Source organism: Lysinibacillus sp. EB106-09-02-XG168 (assembly GCF_058791475.1).
The window spans coordinates 1,320,094-1,340,144 of the sequence record NZ_JBYTDN010000003.1; the positions used below are offsets into that span (position 1 = coordinate 1,320,094).

Below are 20,051 nucleotides of genomic sequence, written 5' to 3' on the forward strand. Positions count from 1 at the left end.
AAAATGGTGACAGCATGACAGGTAAAGATAAACTATTTAGCAGCTTAGAAGAAGCCGAAGATTTTCTTAAAGAACAGTTTGGAGACGGCGAATCATTTGACGTAAGTATAAAGCATCTGTTTGTCAAAGATTTGCCGGTTCTTTGCGCATATGTAACCGGACTCGTGGATGGAGTTGTGTTAACGCAATTACTCACTAATATGTTGCCTGATGAGGACGTTGATATTGAGGATGAAAAGGAGTATTTTGAAGCCTATTTCAATTACCAAGGTCGTTCAGAGGAAACAAAGCGTGAAGCCATTTTATTAGCGATATTAAGTGGACAAGTAGTCTTTATAACTAAAAGTGGTTACGGTTTTGTTGCAGAGATACGAAGTTATCCAGGACGTTCCCCGGAGGAGCCTGACAATGAAAAGGTAATTCGAGGATCTAGGGACGGTTTTGTTGAAGGTATTTCACAAAATACTGCTTTGATTCGTCGACGAATTCGCAATAGTAATTTACGTTTCGAGCTACATAAAATATCCGAAATCGGTCAAACCGATGTCGCTCTAGCGTTTATAAAAGGTATTGCGAATGATGAAACGCTCGATAAATTGCGACAGCGCATTGCACAAATTCATCATGATGGTTTAACTATGACGGATAAATCACTAGAAGAATGGCTCTTTAAACAGAAGTTTCATCCAGTTCCTTTTGTACGTTATACGGAACGACCTGATATTACCGCAGCACATTTACTTGAAGGCCATATAGCCATTATTGTCGATACGTCACCTTCTGTCATACTTGTACCTGCAACTGCTTTTCATTTGTTGCAACATGCTGAGGAGTATAGACAAGCACCAACAGTCGGAACCTTTGTCCGTTTTATGCGCTATTTCGGAGCGATTATGGGTTTATTATTATTGCCATTATGGTATTTATGTGCAACGCACGGGGTATTTTTACCAGATGGGCTATCCTTTTTAGGTGCTAAGGAAAAATCGCATATCCCACTTTTGCTACAAGTACTTATTGGTGATATTGGGATAGAGTTTTTGAGGATGGCCGCCATTCATACCCCATCACCATTATCCACTGCGATGGGGTTGGTTGCAGGTGTAATTATTGGTCAAATTGCTATTGATGTTGGGGTATTTACACCAGAGGTAGTGTTATATACAGCCGTCTCAGCTATTCTGACATTTATTATTCCGTCTTATGAGCTGGGTATTTCCATTAAACTCTTTAGACTAGTGTTGTTAATAATGACTGGAATTTGGGGAGTTAATGGGTTATTTATTGGGATCTTCATAATATTTACGTATTTATGTTCATTACGTCCGATGCAAGCGCCATATTTATGGCCACTTATTCCGTTCTTCCCAAATGCGATGCTTCGCGTACTTGTTCGTTTCCCGATGACAGCTGATGCATTGAGGCCATATGTTGTCGACTCCCAACAGCGAAAAAGATCATAGAAGCCGTTGCACTCGTTTTTTTCATGTGATAAAGTTCACATATAGTATTTTGTGATTTTTGTGAAAATTGTCTCCATTCATCAAAAGCTTCACCACGTGTTAAAACATATGTGGCAGCTTGTTGAATGAAGTAATATCCCTCTAAATAAGGATTATAGGCTAAATTGCCTGAAATCTTTCTAAAATGAGGTGCAATGTATCACATGATGGAACGATGTGAAAAGGGAGAGATGCACATGCATTTATATGGAACACAAGCGATTTCTGAAGATGGTCATTTAACGATTGGACAGGTAGATACAATAGAGCTTGTAAAAGAGTATGGTACACCTTTATTTGTGTATGATACAGCACTTATTCGTAAGCGTGCGCGCGGCTTTATAGATACGTTTAAAAAACTAGGTGTAAAAGCAGAAGTAGCTTATGCTTCAAAAGCATTTGCATGTGTAGCTGTGTACCAATTAGCGGCAAAAGAAAATCTATCTTTAGATGTTGTCTCTGGTGGAGAATTATTTACAGCTTTAAAAGCTGGATTCCCTCCGGAGCGCATTCATTTCCACGGTAATAATAAAAGCATTGCTGAACTTGAATTAGCATTTGAATCAAAAATTGGTTGTATTGTCGTGGATAACTTCTATGAAATTCAACTTTTACAAGAAATCTCAGAGCGCCGTCAGCAAAAAATGCGTATTTTACTACGTGTCACACCAGGTGTGGAGGCACATACGCATGATTTCATTACGACAGGTCAAGCGGATTCAAAATTTGGCTTCGACTTAAATAATGGTCAAGCAGATGAAGCCTTCCAACAAACTTTTAAGCATGGATATCTAGAGCTTCTAGGATTACACTGCCATATTGGCTCTCAAATTTTTGACACAGCGGGATTTGGCTTAGCAGGAGAAAAACTAATTGATAAAATTTCGGATTGGAACAAGACTCACGATTTTACGTGTACTGTGTTAAACTTAGGTGGGGGCTTCGGAATTCGTTATACTGAGGAAGATGAACCGCTTGAGCCACAAGTATATGTAGAGGATATGATTACAGTTGTAAAGACTAAAGCTACTGTACTTGGTCTAACGATGCCAGAAATTTGGATTGAACCTGGGCGATCACTTGTAGGGGATGCAGGAACATCTCTTTATACAATTGGTTCACAAAAAACAGTACCTAATGTTCGTAAATATATTGCTGTCGATGGTGGTATGAGTGATAATATCCGTCCGGCTTTATATGATGCGAAGTACGAAGCGATCATTGCGAGTAAAGCAGAGGAATCGAAAAGTGAAACATATACAGTGGCTGGTAAACTTTGTGAATCAGGTGATAAATTAATTATTGATGCTAAGCTTCAAGAAGCTGCTTCTGGTGATGTGCTAGCAATCTTCTGTACTGGTGCGTATGGATATTCTATGGCGAGTAACTACAATCGTGTGCCACGACCAGCAGTTGTATTTGTAGAAGATGGCAAACATCAATTAGCAATTCGACGCGAAAGTTATGAAGATATTGTACAGAACGATCTCCCGCTAACGTTAAAAAAGGGTGAGTAAATATGAGGAAAAACAAATGGGTATTACTAGCGTCCATTTCAACTTTTATTTTGTTGTGGGGCGTTGTCTATTGGGTATTGGCGTCTAAAGGTATTCTCGGACCTGGTTCGTAAGACAGAAATGGACTTGCGGTAAAAGTACAAATCGTGTAGGATAGTCAAAGATTATGTACAGCTAGAAAATGAGGGAATAGACAAATATGTTAATTCGATATAAGAAAGCTTTCGAGAAAATAGCAATGGGGCTACTCTCGTTTATGCCTAACGAAAAAGACATAAAAAAGCTCAAAGAGACAATCCACTCCTATGAAAATGATAATAATTGGGTTTTATATTTATGGAAAAAGAACGATGAGTATGTTGGCATTGTTGGACTTGTAACAAACAGTGATAATATAGCTACGATTCAACATGTTTCCGTTGTCCCTTCATATAGAGGTGAAGGCGTTGCGAAGGAAATGCTACAGGAAGTGGCAGAACTTGGTCAGTATGAAAGTGTGCTTGCAACGGAGGAAACACGTAATATTGTTCACAAATGTATAAATTGTATCGATGGAGAAGCAGACGATCATTGACGTCTGCTTTTTCTTTGTTTGCTTTCTTGACGCTCTGCAAGAATATGTGAGCGATCTCGAAGCATATGTTTATGAAGAAGATAGTTAGAGCTACTTGATGGTAAAAGCTTCATGCGAGCAAATACTAATTCCTCCAATGTAGGTGAAAGAGGAAGCGAAAATGCTTGAAAGGACTTGCTCTTCTGGGTAGCAGAAAGTGCATCTGCTAGTTGAGTTAGTAGTATTTCGTAGTCGATTTCATCAAAAAATAAATGCCCCTTATTATATTGGAAATTTTTGAGTGCTTTTTCTAATATTCGCGCAGCGCCAATATAATTGTTACGTCGCCAATGATATAAACCGGTTGCAAGCTGTACGTATCCAACGAGTGGGTGCTTTTTATCACCAGGAGCAATATCTTTCCAGTATTCTTCAAGGACTTCATGGCATTCAAAAAAATCGTGATTACCATTGAAAAAAGAACAGTAGTCGATAAATAAAGTATGGTGCTGTGGATGCATTTTAGACTCCTTTCTACTATACTAAAAGAACATATAATCTCAGGGTGGTAAAACAATGTCTTATGAAGTGAAATTAGAAGCCTTTTCAGGGCCTCTTGATTTATTATTACATTTAATTAACAGATTGGAAATTGATATTTATGATATTCCAATGGCTGAAATTACTCAACAATATATCGACCATATACATGCTATGCAAGTACTGGAGTTAAATGAGGCTAGTGAATATTTAGTGATGGCAGCAACATTATTGGCTATTAAAAGTCGTATGCTTTTGCCAATCCATGAAGGTGAGCTTGACGAAGCTGAATTAGAAGTTGACGGTCCAGACCCTCGTGAAGAACTGGTGCTACGTTTAATAGAGTATAAGAAATATAAAGAAGCAGCAAGTAGCCTGCAAGAGCTTGAAACAGATCGGGCACAGGTATTTACACGGCCACCAGCAGATTTATCTGGATTAGCCTCAGATGAGCAAATGGCGTTATTTGATTTGAACGTCAACATCTATGACATGCTTGGAGCCTTTCAAAAACTAATGCGTCGAAAAAAATTAAAAAAACCACTAAAGACAACTGTGGCAAGACAGGAACGCTCTGTGAAAGATCAAATGCGTTCGGTTGTCGATTCATTACGATTTACAGGTGGACGTGCATCATTTTTTGAGCTATTTCCCTATGAAGATAAGCCAACCCTTATTCTGACGTTTTTATCTATTCTTGAATTGATGAAACGTCAGGTAATCATCGTAGAGCAAGATGGTAACTTTGAAGAATTAACAGTTACATTACAGAAGGAGGAATGGGATGATGACGAAAACAATGATGCTACAGAGTAAAATAGAATCCTTATTATTTGTTGTTGGTGACGATGGCTTAACCATTAAACAATTATCACAACTTTTAGTAGAACCGGAAGAGTTAGTCGTAGAGACAATGGAAGCACTGAAAACGGCATATGAAGACGATGGATCTAGAGGTATAACGGTAAAAGAAATAGCTGGCGTTTATCAGCTTATCACAAAACCTGAACTAGCAGATACGATACAAAGATTAGTAGAAAATCCAACTGCTCAATCATTATCTCAAGCTTCACTTGAAGTATTGGCGATCGTGGCATACAAACAACCAATTACACGTGTAACAATTGAAGATTTGCGTGGTGTGAAATGTGAAAGACCAATACAAACTCTCGCTTCTAGGGGGTTAATTAAGGAAGTGGGTCGCTCAGAAGGGACAGGACGTGCAATCTTATATGGTACAACGAAAGAATTCTTAAACTACTTCGGTTTAAATAGTATAGAAGAAATGCCGTCTTTACCTGAAGATGAGCTAGTTGAAGCAGAGCAAGAAACAGATTTATTTATGACTAAATTCCAAGAAACATTTAGCGGAGTAAAGTAAATAAGTTCGAAATGAATTAAAGGTATAAAGCTTAGCTTGAAACATAAATATAATCTATATTTTCCTATTACTTTTAATAAGGAGTGGCTCGTTGCATCGGTTAGTACGCTTAATATTGTTCATGATAGTCGTGGTAATGTTAATGCTTCCACAAACCAGTTTGGCTCGAGGTGGTAGCGGATATGCTGTCTTAGATGGTGATACGGGTCGTGTTTTATATGAATCTAATAGTGATGCCCGTTTACCTATTGCAAGCTTAACAAAAATGTGGACAGCGCTCGTTGTTATTGAAAATAGCAATCTTCAAGATGAAGTGGTTATTTCACCAAAGGCTTCAACATCTGAGGGCTCGTCTATATACTTGCAGGCAGGAGAAAAAGTAACGGTAGAAACACTGTTATATGGTTTGATGCTACGATCAGGAAATGATGCTGCAACAGCTTTAGCAGAGCATGTTGGAGGATCGGTGGAAGGGTTTGTAAAGTTAATGAATGAACGGGCTGTTGTTGCGGGCCTCACAAATACAGTATTTATGAACCCGTCTGGCTTGCATCATGATGAGCATTTATCGTCAGCGAGAGATACTGCTGAAATGTTGAGAATAGCTCTTCAAAATAAAACTTTCAAGAAGATTGCCTCCACAGTGCTATATCGTGCTAATACTGAAAACGGGATGTTATGGGAAAATAAGCACCGTTTAATACGAGAAGGATCTGGGGTTGCTATCGAAATAGACGATGAGACACAACCTGTTAGTGCATTAAAAACAGCAAAAGGTTCAGCATTTGCCGGGAAAACAGGTTTTACAAAGGTAGCTGGGCGGACACTTGCAACTGCCTTCCAAAAGGACGGGCAAACGTGTATTGTTGTCACATTGAATGAATCCGATGATTGGAATATGCATCGGAGTTTTGCCAACAAGGTTTGGGGAGATTACAACCTTGAGACAGTAGTGAAGAAAGGTAAATATAAAGTTAATAAAAACCTATCTATTCGCTTAGAGCAACCGATTCGTTTGCAATTAAATAAAGAAGAAAAAGAAAGTGTAAGGCAAGTATTACATGTTTCTAGAAAACGAATGGAAGGTGTACTATCCATCTTTATCGGTGAAGAGCGTATTTATGCAGTGCCAGTAAAAGTTGAATCAGCGGATCGTTAAAAGCGATACGCTGATTTTTTTATGAGATAACATTAGTGTGTCAATGCCAGTACCTTTAAGTTATATTACGGTAGCATTTGAAAATATTTTGATTTATTTAACAAATGTGAAATAATCAGGTAAAATAAATTTGGGTGGTTTTGATTTAATATTCTGAATTTTTAAGTATCATTGGAGAGGGAGAAGTATTTATGATTACTAAATCAAACAGTAGACAGTATCAAATAGGGGGCATAATAATTTTATTCTTGTCAAGCTTTATCGCTCCCGTTATTTTCTTATATCCTGTTCAAGAATTGCTCTTTCGACCTAAGGGATCCTATTTTTTCGATCCATTTTTTAAAGCTTATATTATATTGATGGTAGTAATGATCATGTTAGCGTTCACGTTATTAGTCAATTTTTTAGTGATACCTAAAACAAAAAAAAGGAAGATTATTCAACGCGGACTCGTGGGAACATCGTTTATAATTGCTGGCGCGTTAATATTTTTATGTATTAATAACTATCAATTCATTGATACAAAAGGACTTCATATGAATCATTTTTTTAGTTTGCAAGAAGATTATATAAGCTGGGAAGATATTGTGAAGGTTGAACAGACTATTGTAGAAAAGAATGGTGTGAGTGTACCAGAAAAACTGATTTTCTCATTACAAGATGGTTCAATAATTGAACTATCTTTATCTGGAAAGCTATCAAGCGCGAAGCAATTTATTAATAAAGAATTAAGTACCTATGGGCTTAGAATCGAAAATAAATATAGTGAAGCCTAGAAATTATGAAAAGCTGTCCAAATTGGGTAGCTTTTATGTTTTATAAAGATTTCAAAGCTGATAGCAAATTGAATGGGAAGGGTTGGTTAAAAATAGAATACGCCAAAAGTTAGGATGACATTTCTTAAAACTTATTGCTATTTTCTTCATTCTGCAGATTTCTCCCACCTTTGAACGTAGTTTTCTTTCAATGGGGGGGACAGACACCTATAAAAATAGAGGAACTCAGTGTAAGAATGCTACGTCCTGTGGCATTACTAAAATGACCGACATCGTGTCGCTCCGTCATGCAGTCCTGGGGACAATTCAAATTCCGGTCACATCTAGGAAAGCACCCGGTCGGAACGAAAATCAACCTACGCTATGCTGAGGAACCTTAAAATTTAAGTGCAAATTATCCAGAAACTAGTTGATGAAAATTATTTCAAATAATCTAATTACTTTTGCGTAATTAGTTTTTCTTTAATAATGCATAAAAGTATGACATAATTTTCACAGATTAGCGGGAAAAATAACCTTATTCATATTATACGAATGAGGTTTATATTTTGGTGTCTAAAACCAAGGTGAATGAAAATTAGAGGTGAAAGAATGGAAAGATTACAAAAGGTTATTGCGTATGCTGGTGTGGCGTCTAGACGTAAGGCAGAACAATTAATTGTAGAAGGTAAAGTAAAAGTGAACGGAGTCGTAGTGCGTGAGTTAGGTACAAAAGTGTCAAACTCAGATACGATTGAAGTAGAAGGCGTGAAGCTTGAGAAAGAGGATAAGGTTTATTACTTGTTATATAAACCACGTGGAACGATATCAGCTGTAACAGACGACAAAGGACGTAAAACTGTCACAGATTTGTTTAAGCATATCCCACAACGAATTTTCCCAGTTGGTCGTCTCGACTACGATACATCGGGCTTATTGTTATTAACAAATGATGGTGAATTTTCTTATATGCTGACACATCCGAAGTTTAAAATTGACAAAACATATATTGCACGTGTTAAAGGTGTTCCGACGATTGAGGGTTTAAAAAAGCTTCAACGTGGAATCAAGCTAGAAGATGGTAAAACAGCTCCAGCAATGGTTAGTATGACTTCATTTGATGAAAAAGCAGGTAAAGCAATCTGTGAAATAACGATCCACGAAGGGCGAAATCGTCAAGTACGTCGCATGTTCGAGGCAATAGGTACTCCTGTTGTTAAACTAAAACGTGAGCGCTTTGCCTTTTTAGATTTATTCGGACTAGCGCCAGGGGAATATCGTGAACTATCAAAGCATGAAGTGAAGCAATTGCGAGTGTTAGCGGAGACAGGAAAGATCGGATAAATGAGCAATTACTAAGAGAAAGTGAAATACTTCTATGTGTAATAGTAACGTATTCACTTTCTTATTAGTGAAATCGTTCATAAATCATTCATAATTATTAGCTAAGCGTTTGTGTTTCCTTTTGCTATAATAGGTGAGAATAGTACACCTAAATTAGTTTTCATCCTGATGAAATCGGTTCCACAAATTATCAGAGGGTGTTTGACGCACAAGTGAATGACAAATATAAAATTTGACAAACATAATAAGTGGTGTAAATTAGACGGTAAAATCTATACATATGAATGTTTGGTGGAAAAGCTTAGCGTCAATAGGGATTATTCTAAGCCGAAATTGATAGGGGGTTTATTAACTTGGAGAAAAAGAAAAAACGTCTCGTCATTCGTACCATTATTTTGGCAGTCTTAGTTTTTGCAATTGGTTACACGGTATACGGAACAGCGACAAAAGATAAAGTAGAGTTATTAGCAGTAGGCTCTAAAGCACCAGACTTCACGTTAGTAGATTTAAACGGTGAGAAACATAAACTGTCTGATTATAAGGGGCAGGGCGTATTTTTGAACTTCTGGGGAACTTGGTGTAAGCCTTGTGAAAAGGAAATGCCTGCAATGGATCGTCAGTATAAAGTTTTTAAAGATCAGGGTGTCCAAACATTAGCGGTCAATATTGCCCAAACAGATTTTGAAGTACAGAATTTTGTCGATAGATATGAGTTAACGTTCCCAGTAGTTATTGACAAAACGAAAAGCGTTATGACTGCCTACAATGTAGGTAATTTACCTGCAACTCTCCTTATTGATCCAGATGGTAAAGTAGCCAAAATCGTTACTGGTGAAATGACGGAGGCAAAAATTGCTTCGTACATGGAATTAGTGAAGCCAAAATAAGGAGTAATGACTATGGAAAACATCATTTGTGCTTGTGGTCATAGTAACCCATATGGTACGAAGCTTTGTGAGAAATGTGGTCGTCCTTTAACTGAGGAAGGTAAACAGACAAAAGTTGTTGATATGCGTTACGATGGAACGGCAATTCGTTCAAAAACGTATAATACAACATTTGTTGATAAAATTTGGAATTTCTTCTCGAGTGTAAAAGTGGGGATTGCCCTCATTATTATAACGTTGGTCGCAGCGTCAATCGGAACAATTCTACCGCAAGCGATATATGTTAATGCCCCGGAGCCTAGCAAAGCAGAGTACTATGAAAAAGTGTATGGTGTATTAGGCAAACTCTATAATAATTTAGGACTTTCTCATTTATACAACACTTGGTGGTTCCAAATTTTAGTAGGTATGCTTGCGATATCGATTATTGTTGCGAGCTTAGACCGTGGGTTACCATTGCATAAGTCTCTCAAAAATCAACGTGTTAAACGCCATGAAAGTTTCATGAAACGCCAACGGATCATTGCGGAAGGACAAGTGCCAAACGCTGATGAAACGCTTGATAAAGTTGAACAAAAAATGTCCGAATTAAAATATCGTGTTCGTCGTGATGGAAGTGCACTGCTAGCAGAGCGCGGCCGCTTTGCTCGATACGGCCCATACATAAATCATGTCGGTCTCATTATTTTTTTAACAGGTGTTATGTTGCGCTTAGTACCTGGTTTTTATGTGGATGAGACAATCTGGATTCGTGAAGGTGAAACACGAGCTATACCAGGTATGGATGGTTATTTTATTAAAAACAATAAATTTATTTTGGAAACCCATGATGAAAAGCAACAGGGCGGGGAAGCGAGCCAAGGTGTAAATGTTATGGCGAAGAACTATCAAACGGATATAACATTATACAAACAACCTGAGGGAGCTCTTCCAGGAGATTCAGACAATCTTGAAAAATTGAGAGATTACTCAATTCGTGTTAATCATCCGTTAAAAGAAAACGGTTTTGCGTTGTATCAAATGAATTATCGTCTTAATGAATTGAGACAGATGAATTTTAATTTAGTGAATAAAGCTTCTGAAGAATCACAAGGTCAAATTGAAATTGATTTAACGAATCCTAAAAAAGAATATGATTTAGGAAATGGTTCCTCAGTGCAAATTCTTGTTTATACGCCAGATTTTGATGGTTTTGAAAATGGAGAGCCACAGACGAAAACATCAATACCAAATAATCCGGCATTTTTATTTAGAATGACAACACCTGAAACGCCAAAAGGTGAAGTAAGCTTTGTAGAAATCAGAAAGCCACCACTTGAACCACTTGGTGAAAATAAATATAGAATGAAATTCGCAGGGGCAGAGATGCGTAATTCATCAAACTTTACAATTCGTAAAGATAGTACGATACCAATTTTATTTGTTGGTGGCGTTATTTTCATGATTGGTGTAGTAATTGGCTCATATTGGAATCATCGACGTTTATGGTTACAGGTGGATCCGGATGGTCGAGTGTTGATGGCTGCTCATGTGAATAAAAATATGTTTAGTATGAAAAAGGATTTAGATACAGTCACTACGTTTGCTGGTCTCCCACCATATAAAGATCAGTTGGATAAGCCTGAAGATGACAACAAATCCGCAAAGCCAGGCACTAAAGAAAAGGAAGGTGACAGCACCTTATGAGTTTGATTGACATAAGCGGAAACCTATTATTTGTAGCATTCATAGCCTACCTAGTTGCAACTTTATTGTTTGGTGGTTCGATAAAGCAATCGAATGCAACGGGGAAAAATACCGATAAATGGGGCAAGGTGGCAATTGTTGTAACAATTATTGGTTTACTTTCGCAACTTGGTTATTTTATTACTCGTTGGGTTTATTCAGGACATGCACCTGTTAGTAATATGTTTGAATTTACGACTGCGTTCGGAATGTTCATTGTTGGTGCATTCGTATTGATTTATTTTATTTATCGAGTGACAGCTTTAGGATTAGTAGCATTGCCTGTGGCGTTATTAATAATTGCCTATGCGTCGATGTTCCCGAGTGAAGTTAGTCCTTTAGTGCCGTCTTTACAAAGTTACTGGTTAACAATTCATGTTATTACAGCTGCTTTAGGTCAATCAATTTTAGCGATTAGTGCGGTAGCAGGACTAATTTATTTATTAAAAGTAGTTGATTTAAAGAAGCCTTCTAAACAACGTTTCTGGTTAGAAGCGGTAATGTTCTTCCTTGTGGTAGTGGTTGGTTTCGTAGTTGCTACATCAGTTTTTAATATGATGGATTACGATTCAACATATTCTTATTTAGATAAAGAAGGAAAAGAACGTCAAATTGACTACAACATGCCCCCACTATTTGGTATGAATGAATATAAGGCAGTGGAAGAACATGGCATGTCTCCGTTAGTAGAAATGCCTGCGCTCATTAATGCGAAGAAATTAACTACAGTTGTTTGGTCATTATTGGTAGGATCTATTTTATACTTATTAATTCGATTAATTGCAAGACGTCGAATTAGTGCGATTTTCCAACCTTTTGTCAAACGAGTAAATTTACAATTAGTTGATGAAATTGGTTATCGTTCAGTAATAATTGGCTTCCCAGTATTTACGTTAGGAGCTCTTATCTTTGCAATGATTTGGGCACAACTTGCGTGGAGTCGTTTCTGGGGATGGGATCCGAAGGAAGTGTGGGCGCTTATTACATGGTTATTCTATGCAGCATTCCTACACTTACGTTTATCAAAGGGCTGGGAAGGTGAAAAATCTGCATGGTTAGCATTAATTGGTTTTGGAATAATCTTATTTAACTTAATTGCTGTTAACTTGATTCTTGCAGGTTTACATTCATACGCTTCAGCTTAAATTGATTAACTTGAGCAAATAAATTTTTAACGTCGCTAGTATTAGAAAGAAGAGCCTTCTTGCTGTGGCAAGAAGGCTTTCTTTTCTTTTCTTTTCAATATGTGTCGTACGATGTACAATAGAAGGTAGAGAAAGATTAGAAGAGAGGGATCGTGAAAGTGTCAGAAAATATTTCAGTATTAGTAGTAGATGACGAGGACCGTATTCGACGCTTATTAAAAATGTATTTAGAGCGAGAAGGATACCTTGTTGACGAAGCAGAAAATGGTGAACAAGCGATCGAAAAATCTTTAGAAAAAGAGTATCACTGTATTTTACTTGATATTATGATGCCTGAAAAAGACGGGCTTGAAGTTTGTGCGGAAATCCGTGAACGAGCTGCAACACCAATTATTTTATTAACTGCAAAAGGCGAGGAAGCGAATCGTGTACAAGGCTTTGAGCTTGGAGCAGATGATTATATTGTAAAACCGTTTAGTCCTCGTGAAGTTGTGTTGCGTGTGAAGGCTATATTACGCCGTTCACAAGCATTCTCACCTTCGACAAATGCTTCTTCTTCAAAAGATTTAGTTGTGTTTCAACATCTAATGATTGATCATGATGCACACCGCGTAACAGCAGAAGGCATTGAAGTGAATTTAACACCTAAAGAGTATGAATTACTTTATTTCTTAGCAAAATCACCAGACAAAGTATTTGACCGTGAACAATTACTAAAAGAAGTTTGGCATTATGATTTCTTTGGTGACTTACGTACAGTTGATACACATGTAAAACGTTTACGTGAAAAGCTCAACCGTGTTTCAGAAAACGCTGCAAAGATGATTGTTACTGTATGGGGCGTTGGCTACAAATTTGAGGTTGTCAATGAATAGAATATGGAATAGTGTTGTCGGGAAGCTATGGGTAACCATATTGCTTCTCGTTTCATTTGTATTATTTGTTTTCACGGTTTTAATGCTTGAGTTTCTTCAAAATTACCATATGCAACAAGCGGAAAGCTCCTTGCGTCAAACTGCTGCAACGATTGCAAGTATAGTGGATGATAATGAAACAGCAGAATCGACTTCTGAATTATTAAAAGATATTTTACCTGAAAGTACAAATGCACTTATTGCTATTAACCATGATAGAGTCTCTTTTGCAATGCAGGAAGGTGTCAATAAAATAGAAATTCAGGATATGATTTTAGCCAATAAATCGTTTCATGAAGTTTTTCAATCAGATAAACCGATTATTAAGGAAATGATGATGCCGTCTTCCACAGACGAAGAAAAAATGGAATCTTATGTTGTACTAGGTTTCCCGTTAAATGTAGAAAATACAGTCCACGGGGCTGTATTTATTTATCAAAGTCCAGATGCATTGCATAAAACATCGAAAGAGACGACGAAAATTGTCTTTTTATCTGCTTTCATTGCCTTTGTGCTGACGACGTTTTTTGCGTTTTTCCTTTCGTCACGTATTACGTCTCCATTACGTAAAATGCGTGAGTTGGCGTTTGAAATTTCTAAAGGGAATTTTGAAGCGAAAATGCCAACTACGCAAAATGATGAAATTGGCCAGCTTGCAGTTGCCTTCAATCAAATGGGACGTCAATTGAAACACAATCTAGAAGTGATCAATCAAGAAAATGAACAGCTTTCAAATATTTTAACATCGATGACAGATGCAGTTATTACGTTTAATCGTGATCGTACAATATTATTAAGTAATCCACCAGCGGACCGTTTAATGCAAAAATGGTTCGTCAATAAAGGCTCACAAAGTGCTAAGCCAATTCCGCCAGAACTTTATCATATGCTTGATCATGTACTGATGTTTGAGGATAAGCTGGAAGAAGAAATTGAGATGGACGGAAATTACTATACGTTTACGATTAGCCCTCTTTATAGTGAGGAATCGATACGTGGAGCGGTTGCAGTTATTCGTGATATGACTGAGCAGCATCGCTTAGAAAAACTGCGTTCAGACTTTATTGCCAATGTATCTCATGAGCTACGGACGCCGATTTCGATGCTCCAAGGTTATTCAGAGGCATTAATGGATGATGATTTTATTCAAGATCAAGAAGAAAGAAATGAGATTACAAAAATTATTTATGATGAATCGAAGCGTATGGGACGTCTCGTGACAGATTTATTAGACCTTGCTCGTATGGAATCGGGGCATATGACGCTTTACAAAGATGAGCTTCCGATTAATTCAACATTTGAACGTATTACACAAAAATTTGCACAAGTTGCAAAAGAGAAACATGTTCGACTAATATTTGACAGTGAGTTTAATGAAGATGTTACGATTAGTATAGATGAGGATCGGATTGAACAAGTATTAACGAATTTAGTCGATAATGCTCTTCGACATACAGATGAAGGATCAGTATCCGTGAAGGTTGAGCAAGAGCCGACCTTTGCCAAAATATCTGTCCAGGATACAGGACATGGTATTCCACAAGAGGACCTGCCATATGTTTTTGAACGTTTCTATAAAGCGGATAAAGCACGTACGCGTTCTAAAGGCGGAACTGGCCTAGGTTTAGCTATTGCTAGAAATATTGTCAAGGCACATTCAGGCAATATTATGGTAGACAGTGTGCTGAAAGAGGGGACTATCTTCACGTTTTATTTACCATTTGATTAAAAGCATCGCTATTATCTGCTTTCACCAAACGAAAGAAGATTTAAGTTGCTTTTCAGCGGGTGTTAAAACATCCATAGAGAACTTAGTCAAAGAACGCCACGTCCTGTGGTAATTTATCTGTGCGAAAGCGAAGTGACGGCAATACACGTCTGATTGTTACATCACGTTGGCCTAAAGCCTATTTTTGACTCAATTATGCCTTGGTATCATTGATGAATTGGTATTAATTGGATGCAACTTCTGTGAATCTTTAAACGACAAATATAATTAGAACGGGGGTGGAGTGCTTTTGAAAGACTCAGTGTTCCATCGATTATACGATGCATATCATCAAGACGTGTTCCAGTTTCTTATTTATTTAGTAAAAAACCGTACACTTGCTGAGGATTTAGCACATGAGGTTTATGTTCGCGTATTGCGCTCATATGATAAGTTTGCAGGCAATAGCAGTGAAAAGACATGGCTTTTTGCGATTGCTAAAAATGTCGCTATTGATCATTTTAGAAAGCAGGCTGTACGCCAAAAACATTCACTTGATTTTTTTGATTGGGAAACGGAACAGTTGCATTCAACCGCACCATTACCCGAAGATGTGCTGCAGGCAAATGATGAATTTATGCAAATTCAATCCGCGCTTGAACACTGTACAGGTGACCAAAAAATGGTCATTATTATGCGCTACTTTCAAGAGTTATCGATTGCAGAAACAGCACAAATATTAGATTGGACAGAAGCGAAGGTAAAAACCACGCAACATCGCGCTATAAAATTTTTAAAGCAACAGCTACAACAGGTTAGGGAACGGGAGGCGAAACAGTAATGACACATAATCCATTCGATGATGACCAACTGGAACATATATTGAATAATGCCCCTAAGCTTTCTGACCGCCGTTCGAAAGAAGAAATAATAAATCGATTATTGGCAGATGCTCGCTTACAGGATTCTGTCCATCTTCAAGCTATACAACAACCAATTGATGATGAAATAACATTACAAGAGGAATACAGTACGGAACAGACAATAAAGAAAGAACGTCGTAAATGGCCAATCTTTATGAGTGTTGCAGCTGTCTTCGCTTTAACAGTACTTACAGGCTCTTTGTTCATGAATAATCATGATACAAAAATAGATCAGGCGAATGCTCCTGAAACTTCTCAATATTCAACAATGCAGGAAGATCGTGCAGCAAAAAGCTCTATGCAGGATAATAATATGGAGTCTAATATAGCCGCAGAACATTGGCGGAGGATGCCTCTGCGATCATCTGTTTATGAGGAAGATTTAACAGATGCAGTAGTGTTTCATATTGGTTTGGCCAATCGTGATAAGAAAAGCATACCAATGACGTATATCATTCCAAATGAACGAGTGGCTACTGATTTTGGGAAGAAAAAGCCTACAACATTACAAATGTATGAAAAGTATGCGCCACAAATTGATGAGGAAGCAAAAGGGTTTACTGACTTTCATCCATATGAAGGAAAATTGAAGGAGAAGGGCGATAAACTAGTTCATGTATTGCCGAAGAAAAATGGCTATGATGTCGCTTCTGTAGATACAGACGAATATTTAGGGACATTACAGGATACATTTTCAGACACAGAGTATAAAGATATTGAGTTCGAAAATCCTGATGGTGCCAAGCCAAGTAAGCCTATGGCATTAACAAGCTCAAATCATTTTAATTATTATTTATATAGAGATGAAAATGGGACTGAATACTTATCACCTGATTCTCGTAAAACTTTTTCTACTGTAACAGAAGCTCTTTCTGTTATGCAAAATAATAATGATGATGCATACGTTCCTGTCTTACCGGAAAATATAAAATACACTGTGAAAGAGGTAGCAGAAGGCGTTATTGTTACGTTTGATGAACCGCTTGATTTAACAACTATGGATGCAGTTCGTGCAACTCAATTAATTGAAGCTATGATGCTCACTGCTGCAAGCTTTGATCAACAAGTACGCTTAGACAATGTTGTACAGGAGAGTTGGGAAGGATTTGATTTGAAAAATTTCTTACCAAAGCCTGTAGGAGCCAATAAACGATATATGCCATAAATGGTGAAACAACAAAAAACTGAACGCAACTTTATAAGTGAATTTTTTGGAGCATTCTCGCCGCTGTACGTGCGTGAATGCTCTTGTTAGTTTATCAGAGGTTAAAAGGAGATCAATGGCTGGCAATAGCCCGATTGATGAAGAATAATAATCAACGGGGCTGAAGCAAACCCTTATCTGTTAAAGATAGGACTATTGCGGGTGTTTGTAAAACATACAAGTTTAATCGGAATTTTTTAAGCAAAGCTATTTACTTTTCCTTCATAATTCATTATAGTAAGGCTATGAAACAAAAAAATATTGATTCATCTTCGGGGCAGGGTGAAAATCCCGACCGGCGGTAATAGAGTTGTAAATGCTAATGTCTTTCATTAGCTCGAATAATTTACTAAAACTCTTCAGCCCGCGACCTGTGCAAATAATTTTTTTTGCATGGCTGACTTGGTGTAATTCCAAGGCCGACAGTTAAAGTCTGGATGGGAGAAGATGGAGGTGCGATCGTCATTCATTGTTATGAATTTAGCTATGTACGAGCGTTTTTTCGTTGTGGCTTTACACAGCGTAAGCTCAACAATAGTTAATTAATGGCGTTTCTTTAATCATGCCTATTCTCCCTTATGCTTATTTTGCATAAGGGTTTTTTCATAATAAGAATTGATGAGGTCGTAACCTTTCTTCTTGCGAGATTGAATCAGCAAAGAGGAGAGAGTTTACTATGAAGAAAAATGTTAAACTTCAGTCGTTTATTACGATTGGCATGCTGAGCAGTATTTCGTTTTTGTTAATGCTTTTTAATTTCCCTATTCCGCCATTTCCAGCGTTTTTGGAAGTAGACTTCAGTGATATGCCTGCATTGCTTGCGGCGATCACAATGGGACCTGTAGCTGGTGTTTTAGTAGAATTCTTTAAAAATGTGTTGGACTGGATTTTCTCAGGTACGCCAACAGGTGTACCGGTAGGTCATATTGCGAACTTTGTAACAGGTATTTTATTTATTTTACCAGTTAGCTTTGTTTTTAATCGCGCCAAAACAGTTAAAGGTCTTGTCGGAGGTTTAGCTGCAGGTACAATCATAATGGCAGTGGGAATGAGCATTCTTAACTATGCAGTATTTTTACCTATGTACACTTACTTTTTAGGGATGGAGCCTGTCGTAGGTGATTCACTATATAAAATGATCGTAGCTGGTATTTTGCCATTTAACATTATTAAGGGTATTTTAATAACGTTTATCATGGCATTACTATTTACAACAATGCGCAAATGGATTCATCAACAGCGCTCTATGTATATAACAAAATAATATGGTGAGACCTCGAGCTGTTAAGTGCTTGAGGTTTTTTTTATATTGGGAAGAGAGAATGATGGATATGCTGGATATTATTGTGCGAAAGTAACAAGTAGAAATAATCTAGTCTAGATTACTATTTTCATGTAAAATAAGGAAGAGTTTAGAATGTTAGAGGAGTTTGAAGAGATGAGTGAAAAAAAGAGTCAGTGGTCTAGTAAACTAGGCTTTATTTTAGCATCAGCGGGAGCTGCAATCGGGCTAGGGGCAATATGGAAGTTGCCGTATGTTACTGGACAAAGTGGTGGGGGAGCATTTTTCCTTATTTTTGTTCTATTTACATTGTTGATTGGTTTGCCGATGTTATTATCAGAGTATATTTTAGGTCGTGGTACACAGTCTGAGGCTGTGACAGCATATAAAAAAATTACACCGACGAAAACAGGCTGGGCTTGGATTGGTCGTATGGGTGTACTTGGTTGTTTTTTATTGTTAACTTTTTACAGTGTTGTGGGAGGTTGGATTTTTATATATAGTGGCCTAGGTGTGACTGGGGCTGTTATTAATCCTGCTAATGATCCAAGTAAACTATTTGGGGAAATTGTAGGGACACCTTGGATTACACTACTAGGTTTAGGGTTGTTTACGCTAGTAAATGTACTAGTCATTTCACTTGGTGTGCAAAATGGTATAGAGAAGGCTAATAAGTGGATGATGCCTTTTTTATTTATTATGTTTATTGTGCTTGTTTTACGGGCTTTAACATTAGATGGGGCAATGGAGGGAGTTAAATTCTTCTTGTGGCCTGACTTTTCTAATATGACTGGTAAGGCTATATTAGAAGCGTTAGGACAGTCCTTCTTTGGCTTAGCAGTAGGGTTTTCTTGTCTTGTGACGTACAGCTCATATTTAAAGAAGGATGTAAGCTTACCGAATTCTGCGGGCTCTGTTGTTCTTCTCACGGTGCTTGTATCGTTTTTTGCAGGATTAGCCATTTTCCCTGTTGTATTTGCTTTTGATTTAGAACCAGCATCTGGTCCAGGCTTATTATTTATGGTTTTGCCAACAGCATTTAGTCAAATGCCATTTGGTGAACTATTTTTAGCGATGTTTTTATTATTATTTTTATTCGCAACGCTAACTTCTTCCTTCAGTTTATATGAAATTATCGTAGCGGCATTTATTGAGAAAGGGCGTATGTCACGTTCAGCGTTGACAATGCTACTAGGTGTAGTAGTCTTTATTGCGGCGATTCCTGCAGCGCTTTCATCAAGTACATTAGCGGATGTATCAATCTTTGGAAAAACAATTTTTGATGCAACTGACTTTTTAGTTTCTAATTTAATGCTTCCGATGGGTAACTTATTGATTGCTATCTTTATTGCATATGTAGTTGATAAAGAATTTGTGAAGAAGGAATTATTAATAGGAAGCAAATTTGGGCAAGGGTTCTATTCAACTTATCGTCTATTGATGCTAGTAGTAGTGCCTCTTGTGATTATTGTTGTGTTTGTAAATATGCTATTGCAATACTAATGGTAGTAG

18 protein-coding genes and 1 riboswitch are annotated in these 20,051 nt (G+C 37.4%); of the genes, 17 read left to right on the forward strand and 1 reads right to left on the reverse strand.

Going from position 1 to position 20,051, the window contains the following annotated elements; genetic code table 11:
- Positions 1-14: 14 nt before the first annotated feature.
- The 3 genes from AC3WSO_RS07140 (at position 15) to AC3WSO_RS07150 (ending at position 3,593) form a co-directional block, all read left to right on the forward strand.
- Positions 15-1,463: a spore germination protein gene (locus AC3WSO_RS07140; RefSeq protein WP_492529896.1), complete on the forward strand. Its 1,449-nt coding sequence runs from the start codon at positions 15-17 to the stop codon at positions 1,461-1,463.
- 236 nt (positions 1,464-1,699) lie between these two features.
- The gene (gene lysA / locus AC3WSO_RS07145; protein ID WP_492534270.1) at positions 1,700-3,019 is read left to right on the forward strand and encodes a diaminopimelate decarboxylase; all 1,320 of its coding nucleotides are present in this window, start codon (positions 1,700-1,702) and stop codon (positions 3,017-3,019) included.
- 199 nt (positions 3,020-3,218) lie between these two features.
- Entirely contained in the window at positions 3,219-3,593 is a 375-nt protein-coding gene (locus AC3WSO_RS07150; protein ID WP_492529898.1) for a GNAT family N-acetyltransferase, read from the forward strand.
- Here AC3WSO_RS07150 and AC3WSO_RS07155 read toward each other — a convergent pair.
- Positions 3,587-4,093 (reverse strand): DUF309 domain-containing protein, encoded by a 507-nt coding sequence (locus tag AC3WSO_RS07155; RefSeq protein ID WP_492529900.1) that lies wholly within the window; start codon positions 4,091-4,093, stop codon positions 3,587-3,589. The two genes, AC3WSO_RS07150 and AC3WSO_RS07155, sit on opposite strands and share 7 nt — an antisense overlap.
- Positions 4,094-4,148: 55 nt before the next feature.
- Between AC3WSO_RS07155 and AC3WSO_RS07160 the strand changes: the two genes are divergently transcribed.
- From AC3WSO_RS07160 to AC3WSO_RS07225, 14 genes are all read left to right on the forward strand, one after another.
- Positions 4,149-4,928, forward strand: coding sequence for a segregation/condensation protein A (locus AC3WSO_RS07160; protein ID WP_492529902.1), 780 nt, complete (start codon positions 4,149-4,151; stop codon positions 4,926-4,928).
- On the forward strand, positions 4,900-5,493 hold the full coding sequence (gene scpB, locus AC3WSO_RS07165) for an SMC-Scp complex subunit ScpB (protein WP_492534272.1): 594 nt from the start codon (positions 4,900-4,902) through the stop codon (positions 5,491-5,493). The genes AC3WSO_RS07160 and scpB overlap by 29 nt, the downstream gene beginning before the upstream one ends.
- A 91-nt stretch (positions 5,494-5,584) precedes the next feature.
- A complete protein-coding gene (locus AC3WSO_RS07170) occupies positions 5,585-6,652 on the forward strand; it encodes a D-alanyl-D-alanine carboxypeptidase family protein (RefSeq protein WP_492529904.1) in 1,068 nt (355 codons plus the stop codon).
- A gap of 191 nt (positions 6,653-6,843) precedes the next feature.
- Positions 6,844-7,428: a hypothetical protein gene (locus tag AC3WSO_RS07175; protein ID WP_492529906.1), complete on the forward strand. Its 585-nt coding sequence runs from the start codon at positions 6,844-6,846 to the stop codon at positions 7,426-7,428.
- 591 nt (positions 7,429-8,019) lie between these two features.
- Entirely contained in the window at positions 8,020-8,751 is a 732-nt protein-coding gene (locus AC3WSO_RS07180; RefSeq protein WP_492529908.1) for a pseudouridine synthase, read from the forward strand.
- Between the two features lie 353 nt (positions 8,752-9,104).
- Positions 9,105-9,638 (forward strand): thiol-disulfide oxidoreductase ResA, encoded by a 534-nt coding sequence (resA, locus tag AC3WSO_RS07185; protein ID WP_492529910.1) that lies wholly within the window; start codon positions 9,105-9,107, stop codon positions 9,636-9,638.
- A 12-nt stretch (positions 9,639-9,650) separates the two neighbouring features.
- Positions 9,651-11,324 carry a cytochrome c biogenesis protein ResB gene (gene resB, locus AC3WSO_RS07190; RefSeq protein ID WP_492529912.1) on the forward strand — a complete coding sequence of 558 codons (1,674 nt, stop codon included), beginning with the start codon at positions 9,651-9,653 and terminating at the stop codon, positions 11,322-11,324.
- A complete protein-coding gene (ccsB, locus tag AC3WSO_RS07195) occupies positions 11,321-12,508 on the forward strand; it encodes a c-type cytochrome biogenesis protein CcsB (RefSeq protein WP_492529914.1) in 1,188 nt (395 codons plus the stop codon). Before resB ends, ccsB begins: the two co-directional genes overlap by 4 nt.
- A gap of 158 nt (positions 12,509-12,666) precedes the next feature.
- On the forward strand, positions 12,667-13,383 hold the full coding sequence (locus AC3WSO_RS07200; RefSeq protein ID WP_049668637.1) for a response regulator transcription factor: 717 nt from the start codon (positions 12,667-12,669) through the stop codon (positions 13,381-13,383).
- Positions 13,376-15,151, forward strand: coding sequence for an ATP-binding protein (locus tag AC3WSO_RS07205; protein WP_492529916.1), 1,776 nt, complete (start codon positions 13,376-13,378; stop codon positions 15,149-15,151). The genes AC3WSO_RS07200 and AC3WSO_RS07205 overlap by 8 nt, the downstream gene beginning before the upstream one ends.
- 289 nt (positions 15,152-15,440) lie before the next feature.
- Positions 15,441-15,971, forward strand: coding sequence for an RNA polymerase sigma factor SigX (gene sigX, locus AC3WSO_RS07210; protein ID WP_492529918.1), 531 nt, complete (start codon positions 15,441-15,443; stop codon positions 15,969-15,971).
- Positions 15,971-17,218: an RNA polymerase subunit sigma gene (locus AC3WSO_RS07215; RefSeq protein WP_492529920.1), complete on the forward strand. Its 1,248-nt coding sequence runs from the start codon at positions 15,971-15,973 to the stop codon at positions 17,216-17,218. The genes sigX and AC3WSO_RS07215 overlap by 1 nt, the downstream gene beginning before the upstream one ends.
- 303 nt (positions 17,219-17,521) lie before the next feature.
- A riboswitch (FMN riboswitch) is annotated at positions 17,522-17,710 on the forward strand.
- A 223-nt stretch (positions 17,711-17,933) separates the two neighbouring features.
- On the forward strand, positions 17,934-18,521 hold the full coding sequence (locus tag AC3WSO_RS07220; protein WP_492529922.1) for an ECF transporter S component: 588 nt from the start codon (positions 17,934-17,936) through the stop codon (positions 18,519-18,521).
- A 174-nt stretch (positions 18,522-18,695) separates the two neighbouring features.
- On the forward strand, positions 18,696-20,042 hold the full coding sequence (locus AC3WSO_RS07225; RefSeq protein WP_492529923.1) for a sodium-dependent transporter: 1,347 nt from the start codon (positions 18,696-18,698) through the stop codon (positions 20,040-20,042).
- The last annotated feature ends 9 nt before the right edge of the window (positions 20,043-20,051 follow it).